The organism is Paracidovorax valerianellae (assembly GCF_900102625.1).
Taxonomy (GTDB): Bacteria; Pseudomonadota; Gammaproteobacteria; order Burkholderiales; family Burkholderiaceae_C; genus Paracidovorax; species Paracidovorax valerianellae.
In genome coordinates this window covers 273,990-290,290 of the sequence record NZ_FMZC01000002.1, presented here as the reverse complement: position 1 = coordinate 290,290, position 16,301 = coordinate 273,990, and the positions used below count along the sequence as shown (strand labels likewise).

12 protein-coding genes are annotated in these 16,301 nt (G+C 68.7%); 8 read left to right on the top strand and 4 right to left on the bottom strand.

Annotated features, from left to right (window positions below):
• The first annotated feature begins 91 nt into the window (after positions 1–91).
• Both BLT03_RS03995 and BLT03_RS03990 read left to right on the top strand, forming a co-directional pair.
• Positions 92–736, top strand: a complete 645-nt coding sequence (locus BLT03_RS03995; RefSeq protein ID WP_092741055.1) for an ABC transporter ATP-binding protein — start codon at positions 92–94, stop codon at positions 734–736.
• Between the two features lie 173 nt (positions 737–909).
• Complete coding sequence (locus BLT03_RS03990) at positions 910–1,542, top strand: LysE family translocator (protein ID WP_092740544.1); 633 nt, start codon at positions 910–912, stop codon at positions 1,540–1,542.
• A gap of 33 nt (positions 1,543–1,575) precedes the next feature.
• On the opposite strand, the gene BLT03_RS03985 is transcribed toward BLT03_RS03990, so the two are convergent.
• The 3 genes from BLT03_RS03985 to BLT03_RS03975 all read right to left on the bottom strand — a co-directional run bounded on the left by BLT03_RS03985 (position 1,576) and on the right by BLT03_RS03975 (position 3,913).
• Positions 1,576–2,454, bottom strand: coding sequence for a LytR/AlgR family response regulator transcription factor (locus BLT03_RS03985; RefSeq protein WP_092740542.1), 879 nt, complete (start codon positions 2,452–2,454; stop codon positions 1,576–1,578).
• Entirely contained in the window at positions 2,451–3,524 is a 1,074-nt protein-coding gene (locus BLT03_RS03980; protein WP_092740540.1) for a sensor histidine kinase, read from the bottom strand. Before BLT03_RS03980 ends, BLT03_RS03985 begins: the two co-directional genes overlap by 4 nt.
• 80 nt (positions 3,525–3,604) lie before the next feature.
• On the bottom strand, positions 3,605–3,913 hold the full coding sequence (locus tag BLT03_RS03975) for a 2TM domain-containing protein (RefSeq protein WP_092740538.1): 309 nt from the start codon (positions 3,911–3,913) through the stop codon (positions 3,605–3,607).
• Between the two features lie 260 nt (positions 3,914–4,173).
• Between BLT03_RS03975 and BLT03_RS03970 the strand changes: the two genes are divergently transcribed.
• A complete protein-coding gene (locus BLT03_RS03970) occupies positions 4,174–4,743 on the top strand; it encodes a hemerythrin domain-containing protein (protein ID WP_092740536.1) in 570 nt (189 codons plus the stop codon).
• Here the strand turns inward: BLT03_RS03970 and BLT03_RS03965 are convergent.
• Complete coding sequence (locus BLT03_RS03965; protein ID WP_092740534.1) at positions 4,740–5,651, bottom strand: LysR family transcriptional regulator; 912 nt, start codon at positions 5,649–5,651, stop codon at positions 4,740–4,742. The two genes, BLT03_RS03970 and BLT03_RS03965, sit on opposite strands and share 4 nt — an antisense overlap.
• Before the next feature lie 155 nt (positions 5,652–5,806).
• Between BLT03_RS03965 and BLT03_RS03960 the strand changes: the two genes are divergently transcribed.
• From BLT03_RS03960 to BLT03_RS03940, 5 genes are all read left to right on the top strand, one after another.
• Positions 5,807–6,376 (top strand): cupin domain-containing protein, encoded by a 570-nt coding sequence (locus tag BLT03_RS03960; RefSeq protein ID WP_139160315.1) that lies wholly within the window; start codon positions 5,807–5,809, stop codon positions 6,374–6,376.
• Between the two features lie 405 nt (positions 6,377–6,781).
• Complete coding sequence (locus tag BLT03_RS03955) at positions 6,782–8,257, top strand: efflux RND transporter periplasmic adaptor subunit (protein WP_092740530.1); 1,476 nt, start codon at positions 6,782–6,784, stop codon at positions 8,255–8,257.
• 15 nt (positions 8,258–8,272) lie between these two features.
• Entirely contained in the window at positions 8,273–11,410 is a 3,138-nt protein-coding gene (locus tag BLT03_RS03950) for an efflux RND transporter permease subunit (protein WP_092740528.1), read from the top strand.
• A complete protein-coding gene (locus tag BLT03_RS03945; protein WP_092740526.1) occupies positions 11,407–14,607 on the top strand; it encodes an efflux RND transporter permease subunit in 3,201 nt (1,066 codons plus the stop codon). Before BLT03_RS03950 ends, BLT03_RS03945 begins: the two co-directional genes overlap by 4 nt.
• Complete coding sequence (locus tag BLT03_RS03940; RefSeq protein ID WP_092740524.1) at positions 14,604–16,046, top strand: efflux transporter outer membrane subunit; 1,443 nt, start codon at positions 14,604–14,606, stop codon at positions 16,044–16,046. The genes BLT03_RS03945 and BLT03_RS03940 overlap by 4 nt, the downstream gene beginning before the upstream one ends.
• The last annotated feature ends 255 nt before the right edge of the window (positions 16,047–16,301 follow it).

The window sequence follows — 16,301 nt, the reverse complement described above, 5'->3', positions numbered from 1 at the left end:
GGCAGGCGCGGCCGAGGCATGCCACAGAATGTGCACCGCTGAAACGCATTCCGCGATGTTCCTTTCTGTCTTTGTTCTTCTTTCGATGCCCATGCCCGATCCGACGACGCTGCCTTCCGCCACCTTGCAATGCACCGGCCTGCGCTTTGCCCACGCGCACGGCTTGGCCGTGTTCGACGGCCTCGACGCCAGCGCAGCCCCAGGCGCCACGCTGGTGCGGGGCGATGAGGGCCGGGGCAAGACCACGCTGCTGCGCCTGCTGGCGGGCGAGTTGCGGCCCCAGGGCGGGCAGGTCTTGTTGAACGGCGTGCCCTGTGCCGAGCAGGCCGCGGCCGATGCGGGGGCGATTTTCTGGGCCGACCCGCGTGCCAGCGCGCTCGACGGCACCAGTCCGGCGGCCTGGTTCGCGGCGCTGGCTGGGCGCTACCCCGCGTGGGATGCGCAGGCGCTGCAGGCGCATGTGGCCGGCTTTGCGCTGGAAAGCCATCTGCCCAAGGCGATGGAGCAGCTCTCCACCGGCACCCGGCGCAAGGCTTTAATGGCGGCGGCGTTCGCGTGCGGGGCGCCGCTGGTGCTGGTGGATGAGCCGATAGCGGGGCTCGACCGCCCCTCGGTGCAGTACTTGCAGCACGTGCTGGCGCAGCGGGCGGCGCAGGGCGGGCCGGGCATCGCCCTCGTGGCGCACTACGACGCGCTCGCGGGCGTGCCGTGGAATGCGGTGATCGATCTGCCTTAGCGTCCCGCGCCTTTGTCGCGGTGCCGTTGCCACAGTGTTGCCACGTCGTCGCCACGTCGTCACCACGTCGGTTCGGCCGCCGGCAGCGCTGTACCGCGAACCCTTTCCGAGGGCCTACACTGCGCTTTTCCCCCGCGTTGTCGTCTTCTTTCGTTGCCCTTCAGGAGCCAGTGATGGACGCTCTTCTTTTCGCACCCGTGGCCGTGGCGATTGCCCTCACGCCCGGCCCCAACAATTTCTGCGGCTTGAACAACGGCATCCGTGCCGGCGTCGGCACGGCGCTCGTAGCCACCCTTGGCCGCGCCGCGGCGTTCGCGATCTTTCTGACCGTGTCCGCCGTCGGGCTCGGCGCGATGCTGCTGGCTTCCGAGACGGCCTTCACGGTCGTGAAATGGGTGGGGGCCTGCTACCTGTTCTGGCTGGGCTGGAAGGCTTGGCGCAGCCGCGAGTTCGGCGGGCTGGAGCTGGTGGACGGCGGCGAGGCTACCCCGTCGGGCACGCCGTTGCGGCTGCGCTCGCTGATCCTGCAAGAATTTTTGCTGGGCATCACCAACCCGAAGGCGATCATTCTGTTCGCGGCAGTGTTTCCCCAGTTCATCGACCCGGCCAAGCCGGCGGCGGCGCAGTTCCTGGTGCTCGGCTCGGTGTATCTGGCGGCGGAGTTCGTCTCCACGGCGGTGTACGCCACGGGCGGTCGGCAGATCCGCCGGGTGATCCGGTCGCAGCGCGGCGTGGTGCGGCTCAACAAGGCCACGGGCGGATTTTTCATGGGCGCGGGCGGCCTGCTGCTGGCTGCCAATCGCTGACACATCGGGCCGGGCGTGCCGCCTGCTCCTTCGCTACATCGCCTTGAAGCGGTGGGCGTACAGGCGGCTCACCGGCAGGCTCTCGGGCCGGTCGCGCAGGCGCAGGTGCAGCCGGCCCGATTCATCGCGCACGGCCGAGGCGATGGCGCTGGCCCGCACCAGCGTGCCGCGGTGTACCTGCCAGAACACCTCTGCATCGAGCTGCGCCGCCAGTTCCTTGAGCGGCGTGCGGATCAGGTATTCCTGCGTGGCCGTCAGCACCCGCACGTATTTGTCGGCCGCCTCGAAATAGACGACGTCCGCCACCGGCACCATGTGGATCTGCGCGCCGCTGCTGGCCTGGATGACGCTGAGCGGCGCGGGCTGCGGGGCCGCATTCGGTGCGCCCAGCGCCCCTGCGCCACCAGCCCCCGGTAGCGCGACCAGGGCCCGCAGCCGCTCCAGCGTGGCTTCGAAGTCCAGCGCTGCCGGCGCGGCCTGCCGGTCCAGCGTGGCTTGCAGCTTGAGCACTGCCTTGCGCAGGCGCCCGGGCTGCACGGGCTTGAGCAGATAGTCCACCGCCTGCGCTTCGAACGCCTGCACGGCGTACTGGTCGTAGGCGGTGACGAACACCAGCGCCGGGAAGGGCGTGCCGGCCGGCCAGGCATCGGCCAGCTCCGCCGCCGCCTCCAGGCCGCTCTGGCCCGGCATGCGGATGTCGAAAAACAGCACCTCGGGCTGCAGCGCCAGCGCCTGCTGCACGGCGGCGAGGCCGTCGCCCACCGTGGCGACGATCTGTAGCTCCGGCCAGGCCTGGGCCAGTTCGTGGCGCAGCGCGGCGGCGAGCAGCGGCTCGTCCTCGGCGATGAGGGCGCGGGGACTGGAATGAGAAGCGGCAGGGCGCGCAGCAGAGGGCGAGGGCGTCGAACTCATGGCAGCAGGGGATTTGAAGGAAAAACGGCTCTGGCGCAAGTACCACTAGGGAGTATTGCTATCAATTCGATAGTGCCATCGCTGCCATACAGGGTGTGCAGGCGCTCGCGCACCTGGCGCAGCCCGAAGCTCTGCTGGTGCGCAGGGCCAGCGGGCGGCGTCGGGGCGCCTGCGGGGTCGGCCAGGCCCACGCCCGAGTCTTTCACCACCAGCTCCAGGCGGCCATCGGCCAACTGCCGCGCCGCGATGTGCAGCGTGCCGCCTTCCACCTTGGGTTCCAGCCCGTGGCGGATGGCGTTTTCCGCCAGCGGCTGAAGCAGCAGCGGCGGCACCGGCACGCCGGCTAGCGATTCGGGCAGGTCCAGCGTGTAGGCCAGGCGCGGGCCCATGCGGACCGACATCAGCTCCAGGTAGTCGCGCAGCCGGGCGAACTCGTCCGCCAGCGGGTGCAGCGTGGCGCGGGAAGCGCCGAGCGTGGCGCGCAGGTAGTCGATCAGGTGGTCCAGCATGGCCTGGGCGCGGGGCGGGTCGGTGGCGATCAGCACGCGCAGGTTGGCCAGGGTGTTGAACATCAGGTGGGGTTCGAGCTGCGTCTCCAGCAGCTTGAGGCGCGCTTCGGCCGCGTCGCGCTCCACCTCGGCGATCTTGCCCTCCAGATAGCGCGACTTGCCCTGCGCGTAGAAGAAGAACGCCAATGCCAAGCAGGCCAGCACGGTGGTCACCATGGCCGAGCTGGGGCCGCCCGCCGCCGCGACGGCCGCCGCGCCCAGCACCTTTTGGCGGTAGGCATCGCCGATGGCCGACCCGATGTGAAAGCCGATGGTCCCGCCCACCGCGACCAGCGCCCACCCTTGCCAGCCCAGCGGCCAGGGGATGGGGCTGCGGCGCGAGAGCCACAGGCGGCCCAGGTCGATCAGCAGCCAGCTCGGCATGCCGATGGCCAGGGAGTACACCAGTTGCACGTCCCACGGGCCCCGGCCATAGGCGAGCTGGACGGCGGCGATGGCGACGCAGAACGCGGCGAGCGCCAGCCCGTGGCGAAGAAACTGGCGAAGGCTGAAGTGCTGCATGCGGGCGGCCTGGGTGATCCGGCAGGGAACGAAGGGGCGGTGGGTTGGCGGATTGTGGCGCCCGGGCGACCGGACCCCGGTCACCGCCGCGGCAGGGCCTGGCGCAAGGCGTCGCGTTCGCGCTCCAGCAAGCGCGCGTGGAGCGTGCCGCCGGGCGCCGCCAGCCACACCGCGGCGCCGTGGATCGCCAGGCCCAGCCCCCAGCCCAGCGCCGGAAACACCGCCCAGTGGCGCCCCTGGTAGGCGGCCAGCGCGGCCAGCGCCAGGTTCACGCAGAGGTAGACGCAGGCGTGAATGATCCAGCCCATCTTGGCGCCAGCGCGTTTGCGGGCCATGCGTTCGGTGCGGTCGGCAGCATTGATGAAATCCGATTCGTGGACGGTGGACATGGTGGCTCCTGGGGGCTGGGTGAGGTGATGCGCCACTGTGCCGGGCGCCGTCCTTTTCGGCCATCGGCGTGCGACGAATCGCTTTCTGCGCGGTGCCAGCGGCCGAAAGCATCGACCAGCGGAAGACCGAACCGGTTTTGAAGGGGCTGCCTCCTCCGTTGGCTATTGCCGGCCACTGCGGACAACGCTGAGGAATAAGACTTACAAAACGCCGTGTCGAGCGGTCCGAATATTTCACTTCAAAACTACCGGGACGCACGATGAAATCCATGCTCAAGCCTTTCGTACCTCGCGCGACGAACATGATCCGGCTGGATCACACCCACGTGATGGCCACCTTTCACCAGTACCGGACTGAGGACCGCCCTTCCGTGAAGCGAGGCCTGGCCGACACCATCTGCATCGCGTTGGAGGTTCATGCCCAACTGGAGGAAGAGATCTTCTACCCGGCCATACGCGCTGTGACCGAGAACGCGACCATTCGCGACAGCGTGCATGAGCACGATGAGATGCGCCGGCTCATCGCGTTGCTCCGCAGCATGTCTGCGGAGAGTTCGGATTTCGACGACATCGTGATGGAGTTGATGCGGGACGTGCTGCACCATGTGGCCGACGAGGAGACCATCCTCCTGCCCGAAGCGGAAAGGCTCCTGGGAAGCGATCTGGAAAGCTTGGGCGCACGGATGATGCGTCGCCGAATGGAGCTTGTCGGTCCACGAGTGCTGGACATCACCAGTTCGATGGCGCGGTCTGTCTCCCCTTCGACCGCGATCCTGACCGTGTTGGCGGCGGTTGGCGCGATCTCGGCCATCGCCCGATTGCGGCGTTAACTCCAGCCGGGCGGAAATCGGTCTGCGCAGACCGCCCGGACGCACCCGCGAAGCCACCGATGGGCCGGATCTCCCTCCAATCGCGGATGCCAAAGCAAGGAGACCGTGAACGGCGCGATGGGTAGCGGCAGCGCGAAGCTGTGCATGCCTGCGTACAAAACCCCGGTGTGCCGCTCGTGAACGCAGGCAACGAGGTCCGAGGCACGAACCAAGGCGAGCGCGGCCGAGAAGCCACCCACGATCGTGGCCACCTGTCGTTCCAGTCCCATCTCCGCCAAGGCTTCGTCGATGGTGCGTTTGTCATTCTCACGTCGCGATACGTGGACGTGCCGGGCTGCAGCAAATCGGGCGGGGGTCAGTTCGCCCTTGGCGAGCGGGTGACCCGCCCTCACGACACCGACGTAACGGTCTTGAAAAAGCCCCTGGGCGCGCACCTCCGGGCCGATGGATTTGTCCACCACACCGGTTTCCAGATCGACGGATCCGTCGCGCAGCGGGCCGCTGTCCTTGTCCAGCTTGTGCAGGAAGTGCAGACGAACCTTGGGGGCTTCTTCTGCGATGCGCGACAGGAGTTCGGCACCGAAGTTCTCCACGAAGCCCTCGCTGGCCCTCAGCGTGAACGTCCGGTCCAGCTGTTCGAGATCGGGCTTGCCAGCAGGCCGCAGTGCCGCTTCGGCGTCTTGCACGAGCTGGCTGATGGAATCGCGCAGCTCCAGCGCCCTGGGCGACGCCACCAAGCTGCGACCCGCCCGCACCAGCAGCGGATCGCCGGTGGCCTCTCGCAGCCGCGCCAGGGCGCGGCTCATGGCCGACGGGCTCAGGCGCAGCCGCCGCGCAGCCCGCGCAACACTGCCTTCGGCGAGCAACACATCCAGAGTGAAAAGCAAATTGAGGTCGGGTCTGGCCATGCTGCGGGTCCGGGCGTTGCGGGTATGACATAGCGTGAGATGCACTCACTGAGTGCAAATCATGCGCCTTCCGCCATCTCGCGTGAATGCATATCGTCTCGGACATGCGTCTGAACGGGTTTCGTTGGCGCGCAACCAGAGGAGAGGTTCGGTTCATGGAACATGGTGCATTTCAGTCGTCGCCTGATACTTCATTCGACAGGTCGATTGAGGGGATCAAATCGGCTTGGGGGCCGCTCAGCACCGAAGTGGTCGCGGCTTGTCGAGGCTACCTGGAGGACCTGGTCAAGGCATCCCCCGCAGAGGAATGGCTGGCTGCGCTGCACAAGGAAGCAGCGCCCAACAAGGAGCTGTACCGAGACCCGACGCGTGGCTTCATCCTCTTGGCGCACACCGAACCTGAAGGCCTGTACCGACCGCCGCATGACCACGGCCGGGCTTGGGTCATCTATGCGCTGCAGCAAGGTGAAATGGAAATGGGCACCTACGCCCGTCAGCAGGATGAGGACGGCAGCGTTCGCCTGGTGAAGCGCGGGTCGACGCGGGTTCGGGCTGGCCAGGTCCAGGTCTACCTGCCCGGAGACATCCACGACACGCAGTGCATCTCGGGGCCTGCTTTGCTGTTCCGCTTCACCGAGCGAGACCTGAAGAGGGAGGACCAGGAAGAACATCGCCTGACGAGGTACGTCGAGCGCCACGGCGTCTGGACCGTGGGGCCACCGTGAGCCGGCGTTGCACGTTGGCCGGGGCGCCATTGGTATCCGACGCCGGGCACGTGCGTCTGGATCGCCACCGCCTGACAGGCAGGCCTGGTGATGGGCCTGATGCGTTGGGCTGCGCCCAGCGAAAGCTGGGGCTATCGTCGAGTGTTCGTGGTGGGCGTCGCGCTGTTCACGGTCGGTAAGTCGCTCTGGTACAGATGTCAGGTCACTTTCAGGCAGATTGGGGCCCCCGGACTGTGCTTGCCGGTTTGGCCATGACGGCGGACAGGGGTGACAGATTTACCTTTCTTCGCACAGCAGCCGGACAATCGGTACGTTGAGCCCCTACGATTCGGCCTGCCCCCCGTGCGCCCTCGCCGGACCACGGCCGGGCCCTTCTTTCGCGACCCGCCACCGCCAGCCATTTCCATGAATCCACCACCAAACGACGCGCCCGCCCCCAACCCGCCGCCTTCCGGCCACCGGCCCCCCACGCGGCGATCGCGCTGGCTGGGCACGCTCCTGATGCTGGCCGTGGTGGCGGTGCTGGGCGGTGGCGCTTGGTATCTGGTGCAGCGAAGCACGGCGCCAGCGGGCCCCGCGCGGGGTGCGGGCGGGCCGGGCGCGCCGGCCGGGCCTGGCGGTCCTGGAGGCCCGGGCGGGCCCGGGTTCGGTGGGGGTGGACGGGCCATGGTCACGGTGGGCGAAGCCACGGCGCGGCAGTCCACGCTACCGGTGGTCATCCATGCGCTGGGCACCGTCACGCCGGTCACCACCGTCACGCTGCGCCCACAGGTGTCGGGCGTGCTGACCCAGGTGCTGTTCACCGAAGGGCAGATGGTCAAGAAGGGCCAGGTGCTGGCGCAGATCGACCCGCGGCCGTTCGAGCAGGCGCTGATGCAGGCGCAGGGCACGCGCCAGCGCGACGAGGCCCAGCTGGACAACGCCCGCATCACGCTGGAGCGCTACCGCACGCTGCTGTCGCAGGACTCGATCGCGCGGCAGGACGTGGACACGCAGGCCGCGCTGGTCAAGCAGCTGCAAGGCACGGTCATGACCGATCTGGCCCAGGAAAAGACCGCCCGGCTCAACCTCGACTACACCCGCGTCACCTCGCCCGCCACCGGGCGCATCGGCCTGCGCACGGTGGACGCCGGCAACTACGTGAGCGGCGGCGAGGCCACGGGCATTGCCACCATCACGCAGATGGCGCCCATCGACGTGCAGTTTTCGGTGCCGCAGGACCGCGTGACCGACGTGCAGGCGTCGCAGCAGGGCGCCGAGCCGCTGGCCGTGACCGCTTTCGACCGCACCCGCACCACCGAAGTGGGCAAGGGGAAATTCTCCACGCTCGACAACCTGGTGGACACCACGACCGGCACGGTCAAGGCCAAGGCGCGGTTCGACAACGCCAACGGCGCGCTGTTTCCCAACCAGTTCGTGAACGTGCAACTGCTGCTGCGCGAAGTGCCGGCCGTGGTGGTGCCGGTGACGGCCGTGCGCACGGGTGCGAGCGGCGATTTCGTCTATGTGATCAACGAAGACCGCACCGTGTCGCTGCGCAAGGTCAAGCGCGGGCAAGCCACGGTCGGGCTGATGGCCATCACCGAAGGCCTGCAGGCTGGCGAGCGCGTGGTGACCGAGGGCGGCGACCGCCTGAAGGACGGCGCCATGGTGCAGTTGCAGGGCGCGCGCGGACCGGCCTCGGCCGCCAGCGGCGCCGCGGGGGTCCAGCCGCGCCGTGCGTGGGCCTCGGGCCCACGCGGCGAGGGCCGCGGGCCGGACGGCGAACGCCGCCAGCGGCCGCCGCAAGAGGGCGCCCAGCCGGGCGCTTCCGGTGCCGCTGGTTCGGCTGGTACGGCGGGTGCCGGCACCCCGGGTGCCTCCGCCCCGCAGACCCCCTGACCGCACGGCGCCTTCATGAGTCCATCGCGTCCCTTCATCGAAAGACCCGTTGCCACCGCATTGCTGATGGTGGCCATCGTGCTGGCCGGGCTGGTCGGCTTCAAGCTGCTGCCGCTGTCGGCACTGCCAGAGGTGGACTACCCCACCATCCAGGTGCAGACGCTGTACCCCGGGGCCAGCCCCGAGGTGATGAGCCGCACCGTGAGCGCGCCGCTGGAGCGCCAGTTCGGCCAGATGCCGGGGCTGGCGCGCATGTCGTCCACCAGCGCGTCGGGCGTGTCCATCGTCACGCTGCAGTTTGGCCTGGGGCTGGCGCTGGACGTGGCCGAGCAGGAGGTGCAGGCCGCCATCAACGCCGGCGCTTCGCTGCTGCCCACCGACCTGCCCGCGCCGCCGGTGTACGCCAAGGTGAACCCGGCCGATGCGCCGGTGCTCACGCTGGCCATCAGCTCCGACAGCCTGCCGCTCACCGAGGTGCAGAACCTCGTGAACACGCGGCTGGCGCAGAAGATGAGCCAGGTGCCCGGCGTGGGCCTGGTCACCCTGGCCGGCGGGCAGCGGCCGGCCGTGCGCATCCAGGCCGACACCAAGGCGCTGGCCTCGTACGGAATCGGGCTCGATACGCTGCGCACGGCCATCACATCGGCCAACGCCAACAGCGCCAAGGGCAGTTTCGACGGGCCGCAGCGCTCCTACAGCATCAACGCCAACGACCAGCTGGTGACGGTGGCCGACTACAAGAACCTCATCGTCACCTGGAAGAACGGCGCCCCCGTGCGCATGACCGACGTGGCCCGTGTGGTGGACAGCGCCGAGAACAACCGCCTGGGTGCCTGGGCCAACGAGACGCCGGCCATCATCCTGAACGTGCAGCGCCAGCCCGGCGCCAACGTGATCGCCACGGTGGACAACATCAAGAAGCAGCTGCCCGAGCTGCAGGCCGGCCTGCCCGCATCGCTGAAGGTCGAGGTGCTGTCGGACCGAACCACGGGCATCCGCGCGTCGGTGCACCACGTGGAGATGGAGCTGGTGCTGGCCGTGCTGATGGTCGTGCTGGTGATCTTCTTCTTCCTGCACAGCCTGCGCGCCACGGTGATCGCCAGCCTTGCGGTGCCGATCTCGCTCATCGGCACCTGCGGCGTGATGTACCTGCTGGGCTACAGCCTGAACAACCTGAGCCTGATGGCGCTCACCATCGCCACCGGCTTCGTGGTGGACGATGCCATCGTGATGATCGAGAACATCGCCCGCTACATCGAAGAGGGCGAGCCGCCGTTCCAGGCCGCGCTCAAGGGCGCCACGCAGATCGGCTTCACCATCATCTCGCTCACCGTGTCGCTGATCGCGGTGCTGATTCCGCTCTTGTTCATGAGCGACGTGGTGGGGCGGCTGTTCCGCGAGTTCGCCGTCACGCTGGCGCTGACCATCCTGATCTCGGCCGTGGTGTCGCTCACGCTGGTGCCCATGATGTCGGCGCGCTGGCTCAAGCCCGAGCCGCCGCACGGCGAGCGGCGCGGCTGGAGCGCAGCGGTGCAGCGCGGCTTCGACCGCGTGATCGCACGCTACGACATCTGGCTGCAGTGGGTGCTGCGCCGCCAGGGCGCCACGCTGGTGGTGGCGCTGCTGACCATGGCGCTCACGGCGCTGCTGTACGTGGTGATTCCGAAGGGGCTCTTTCCCACGCAGGACACGGGCCAGTTGCAGGCGCGTGTCGAGGCCTCGCAGGATGTTTCGTATGCCCGCATGAGCGAGCTGCAGCAGGCCGCGGCCCGCGCCATCCTGGCCGACCCCGACGTGCAGTCGCTCAGCTCCTTCATCGGGGTGGACGCGGCCAACAACACCATGCTGAACGCCGGGCGCATGCTGATCAACCTGAAGCCGGAGCGCGACGGGCAGGAGGCCGTCATGCAGCGCCTGCGCGACCGGGTGCGCGCCGTGGCCGGCGTGACGCTGTACCTGCAGCCCACGCAGGACCTGACCATCGACGCCGAGACCGGGCCCACCGAATACCGCCTGTCCATCGGCGGCGTGGATTCGGCGCAGGTGAACGAGTGGACGAACAAGCTCGTGGAGCGCCTGCGCACGGTGCCCCAGGTGCGCAACGCCACCACCGATGCCGGCGCGCAGGGCCTGTCGGCCTATGTGGACATCGACCGCAACACGGCCTCACGCCTGTCGGTCACGGCCAGTTCGGTGGACGACACGCTCTACAGCGCGTTCGGCCAGCGCATCGTCTCCACCATCTTCACCGAGACCAATCAGTACCGCGTGATCCTGGAGGCGCAGCAAGAGCAGCTCAACAGCCCCGAGGCGCTGGGCACGCTGCAGTTGCGCACGGGCGGCGGCACGCCCACGCCGCTGTCGGCCGTAGCCACCATCCGCGAGCAGCTCGCGCCGCTGCAGGTCACCCGCGTGGCGCAGTACCCGGCCGCGACGCTGGGCTTCGACCGGGCCGAGGGCGTGTCGCTGGGCAATGCGGTCGATGCCATTCGCGCCGCGGCGCAGGAGATCGGCGTGCCCGCCGGGCTGTCGATGCAATTCCTCGGGGCGGCAGGGGCCTACGAAAAATCGCTGTCCAGCCAGCTGTGGCTCATCCTCGCGGCCATGGTGTGCGTGTACATCGTGCTGGGCGTGCTGTATGAAAGCTACATCCACCCGCTGACCATTCTGTCCACGCTGCCGTCGGCCGGCGTGGGCGCCTTGCTGATGCTCATGGTGACGGGCAACGACCTGGGGGTGATCGGCATCATCGGCATCATTCTGCTGATCGGCATCGTCAAGAAGAACGCGATCATGATGATCGACTTCGCCATCGATGCCGAGCGCCAGCAGGGCATGCCGCCGCACCAGGCCATCCACCAGGCGGCGCTGCTGCGGTTCCGGCCCATTCTGATGACCACGCTGGCTGCGCTGTTCGCCGCGCTGCCGCTCATGCTGGGTTGGGGCGAGGGCGCCGAGCTGCGCCGGCCGCTGGGCCTGGCCATCTTCGGCGGGCTGGTGCTGAGCCAGATGCTGACCCTGTTCACCACGCCGGTGATCTACCTGGCCTTCGACCGCCTGGGCCGCCGCTGGACGGGCCGAGGCACCGCTTCAGCCCCGGCGCAGGCTGCGCCCGCCACCTCGCCCGAGGCTGCGCCCGGGTCCGCGCCATGAACCTGTCGCGCCCCTTCGTCGAGCGCCCGGTCGCCACCGTGCTGCTGACCATCGGCATAGCACTGGCGGGCATCGCCGCGTTCTTCGTGCTGCCGGTGGCGCCGCTGCCGCAGGTGGACTACCCGGCCATCTCGGTGTCGGCCAGCCTCGCGGGTGCCAGCCCCGAAACGATGGCCACCAGCGTGGCCACGCCGCTGGAGCGCCGGCTGGGCGTGATCGCGGGCGTGAACGAAATGACATCGAGCAGCTCGACCGGCTCGGCCCGCGTGAGCCTGCAGTTCGACCTGAGCCGCAACATCGACAGCGCCGCGCGCGAGGTGCAGGCGGCCATCAACGCCGCGCGCGTGGACCTGCCCGCCACGCTGCGCAGCAACCCCACCTACCGCAAGCGCAACCCGGCCGATGCGCCCATCATCATCCTGACGCTGACCTCCAAGACGCGCACGCCGGGCGAGATCTACGACGCCGTCTCCAACGTGGTGAGCCAGCGCATCTCGCAGGTGGCGGGCGTGGGCGAGGTGGAAATCGGCGGCGGATCGCTGCCGGCCGTGCGCGTGGAGCTGCTGCCCTTCGCGCTCAACCGCTACGGCATCAGCACCGAGGACGTGCGCGCGGCCATCCAGGCCTCCAACGCCAATCGGCCCAAGGGCGCCATCGAAGGCGACGGCAAGCGGCTGCAGATCTACACCCCGTCGCCGTCGCGCAAGGCGTCCGACTATGCCTCGCTGGTGATCGCGTGGCGCAACAACGCGGCCGTGCGGCTGGGCGACGTTGCGCGCGTGGTCGACGGCGTTGAGAACACGCGCACGCTGGGCCTGTTCAACGGCGACCCGGCCATCGTCGTGCTCATCACGCGGCAGCCCGGCGCCAACATCATCGACACGGTGGACGGCGTGCGCGCCCTGCTGCCCGACCTGCAGGCGCAGCTGCCGCAGGACATCCAGGTTTCGGTGGCGTCGGACAGCACCAACTCCATCCGCTCGTCGCTGCGCGAGATCGAGTTCACGCTCATGGTTTCCATCGCGCTGGTGGTGCTGGTGGTGGGGCTGTTCCTGCGCAAGGCGCGGGCCACCGTCATCCCTGCGGTGGCCACGGTGGTGTCGCTGCTGGGCACCTTCGGCATCATGTACTTTCTGGGTTTCAGCCTCAATAACCTGAGCCTCATGGCGCTCACAGTGGCCACCGGCTTCGTGGTGGACGATGCCATCGTGGTGCTGGAGAACACCAGCCGCCACATCGAAGCGGGCATGGACCGCATCTCGGCGGCGCTGCTGGGTGCCCGCGAAGTGGGCTTCACCGTGCTGTCGATCAGCCTGTCGCTGGTGGCGGTGTTCATCCCGTTGCTGTTCATGGACGGGCAGGTGGGCCGGCTCTTTCGGGAGTTCGCGGTCACGCTGTCGGTGGCGGTGGCGATCTCGCTCGTCATCTCGCTCACCACCACGCCGATGATGTGTGCATGGCTGCTGCGCTCGGAAGACCCCGCCCAGGCCAAGCCGCCGGGCCGCTTCGCGCGCTGGGCCGAGCGGGGCTACGACGGCATGCTGCGCGGCTACGCTCACAGCCTGGACTGGGCGCTGGCCAGCAAGGCGCTGGTCATGCTGGTGCTGCTGGCGGTGATCGGCCTGAACGTGTACCTGTTCAGCAAGATCCCCAAGGGCTACTTTCCGCAGCAGGACAACGGCCAGCTCAATGGCGGCCTGCGGGCGGACCAGAGCATTTCGTCCGACGCGCTGGCGCGCAAGCTGCGCCAGGCGGTGGGCATCATCCGCAGCGACCCGGCGGTGGACACCGTGGTGGGCTTTTCCGGCGGCGGGCGCGCGGGCGGTGGCTTTCTGTTTATCAACCTGAAGCCCGTGGGCGAGCGGGCCGACAGCAGCAATGCCGTGATCGGGCGCTTGCGCCCGCAACTGGCGCAGATCACCGGGCTGCAGGTGTTTCTGAGCCCCGTGCAGGATTTGCGCATGGGCGGGCGCTCCAGCAACTCCACCTATCAGTACACCTTGAAGAGCGACAACCTGGCCGACATGCGGCTGTGGGCCACGCGCCTGGCCGAACGCCTGAAGCAAGAGGAACTGCTCACCGACGTAGACACCGACCAGGCCGACAACGGCGTGGAAACCTATGTCGAGGTGGACCGGGCCAGCGCATCGCGCCTGGGGGTGAGCGCCTCGGCCATCGACAGCGCGCTGTACAACGCGTTCGGCCAGCGCTCGGTCGCCACCATCTATGGCGAGCTGAACCAGTACTCCGTGATCATGGAGTGGGCGCCCGAGTACACCAAGGGCCCGCCCGCGCTCGCCGACATCTTCGTCGCGTCGAACCCCGCGGGCACCACCGGCACCGCAGCCAACCCGGGCCAGCGTGGCGCCTCCACCGGCCAGGTGCTGAGCAACACCGCCTCCACCATGGTGCCGCTGAGCGCCATCGCCAAGGTGGTGGAGCGTGCATCGCCCACGTCGATCAACCACCAGGACGGTGAGCTGGCCACCACCATCTCGTTCAACCTGGACGGCAACACATCGCTGGGCCAGGCGCGGCAGATCATCGAGCAGGCCGAGGCCGACATCGCCATGCCCACCAATGTGCGCGGCAGTTTCCAGGGCACGGCGCTCGGGTTCCAGCAGTCGCAATCGCAGCAGTTCCTGCTGATTCTGGCGGCCATCGTGGTCATCTACATCGTGCTCGGTGTGCTGTATGAAAGCCTGATCCACCCCATCACGGTGCTGACCACGCTGCCCTCGGCCGGCGTGGGGGCGGTGCTGGCGCTGCTGCTGTTCAACATGCAGTTCACGATCATTGCGCTCATCGGCGTGTTCCTGCTGATCGGCATCGTGAAGAAGAACGCCATCCTCATCATCGACTTCGCGCTGGAGGCCGAGCGCGCCCGGGGCCTGTCGGCGCTGGAGGCCGTGCGCGAGGCCTGCATGCTGCGCTTTCGCCCCATCCTCATGACCACGCTGGCCGCGGCGCTGGGCGCACTGCCGCTGGCCATCGGCTTCGGCCAGGGCTCCGAACTGCGCCAGCCGCTGGGGGTCGCCATCATAGGCGGGCTCATCGCCAGCCAACTGCTCACCTTGCTCACTACCCCGGTCGTCTATGTGCTGCTGGACAAGCTGCGCCGCCGATCCGCCAACGAACACCAACTGAGCCGCGCTGCGCCTGCTGCGGGCGTGCCGACTCCACTGCCTCGACCATGAAACCCGCTTTTCCTTTCATTGACTGGGCGCCGCGCGCCATGCGCCTCGCCTGCCTCGGCGCCTTGCTGCCGCTGGCCGCGTGCTCGGTTGCGCCGGTGTACCAGCGCCCCGAGCTGCCGTCCATGCCCACTGCTTTCAAAGAGGTCGGTGCGCTGTGGCAGCCGGCAGCCCCGGCCGACGCGATCGACCGCGGCGACTGGTGGACTTTGTTCCAGGACGATGATCTGAACCGGCTCGCGGCGCAGGTGCAGCTGTCCAACCAGAACATCGCCGCCGCGGTGGCCGCCTATGCCCAGGCGCAGGCGCTGGTGCGCGAGCAGCGGGCCGGCCTGCTGCCCTCGGTCAGCCTGTCGGGCAGCGGCTCGCGTGCGGGCGGCGAAGGCTCTGCCCGGCGCGGCACCACCACCCAGGCGGCGCTGGGCGCGGACTGGGCCCCCGACCTGTGGGGCCGGCTGGGCGGCGCGGTGGACAACGCCAGCGCCAACGCCCAGGCCAGCGAGGCCGACCTGGCCTCGGCCCGTCTCTCCGCCGTGGGCTCGCTCGTCTCCGCCTATTTCCAATTGCGCGAGGCCGATGCCGAGATCGATCTGCTGCAAGCCACCGTGCAAGGCTACGAACGCAGCCTGCAGATCGCCCAGAACCGCTACTCGGCCGGCGTGGTCGCCAATTCCGACGTGCTGCAGGCCCGCACCCAGCTGGCCAATGCGCGCGCCGACCTGGCCACCATGCAGCAGAACCGCGCCCGCTATGAACACGCCATCGCCGTGCTGACGGGCGTGGCCCCCGCCTCGTTTTCGCTGCCGCCCGCGCCATGGGTGATGCGTGCGCCCGAGGTGCCCGCCGGTATCCCATCGACCCTGCTGCAGCGCCGCCCCGACATCGCCGCCGCCGAACGCGCGGTGGCCGCCGCTAATGCGCAGATCGGCGTGCAGCGCTCCGCCTATTACCCCAGCCTGAGCCTGACCGCCTCGCTGGGCCGCAGCGGCACCAGCGTGGGCGACCTGTTCAGCGCCTCCGGTGCGCTGTGGTCGCTCGGCCTGTCGGTGGCGCAAACGGTGTTCGACGGCGGCGCCATCGCCGCCCGCGTCGAAGGCGCCGAAGCTGCCCGCGACGCCCGCGCGGCCACGTATCGCCAGACCGTGCTCACCGCTTTCCAGGACGTGGAAGACCAGCTCACCGTGCTGCGCACATTGCAGGCCCAGGAGCCGCTGCGCCAGGAAGCCGTGTCAGCGGCCAACCTGACCGAGCAGCAACTGCTCAACCGCTACCGGGAAGGCCAGGTGAGCTACACCGAGGTCGTCACCGCCCAGGTGACCGCGCTGTCGGCACGCCGTGCCTTGCTGCTGTTGCAGGTGAACCGGCAATTGGCTGCGGCGACGCTGGTGCAGGCACTGGGCGGCGGGTGGCATGCGCCTTGGGAGGGCGGGGCAGTAAAGTGAAATAGCAGAGTGCTTTCCATGCAAAAGCCTGCATGGAGCACGACCTCTTGGCCTCCAGGCTGATCGAGTAGTGCTGAACGTTTCGACCTACGCGCCTGAACGGTGCGAGTGAGGGCCAAGGCGACAACTACGCCGGCACGCTGTACGAGTTTCAACCCACGCGCTCGCATGGGGCGTGACTGTCCCAGTGCGACGCAATGGGAAAAAAGCGGCCATGTTTCAATCCACGCGCCCACATGGGGTGCGACCTGCCTG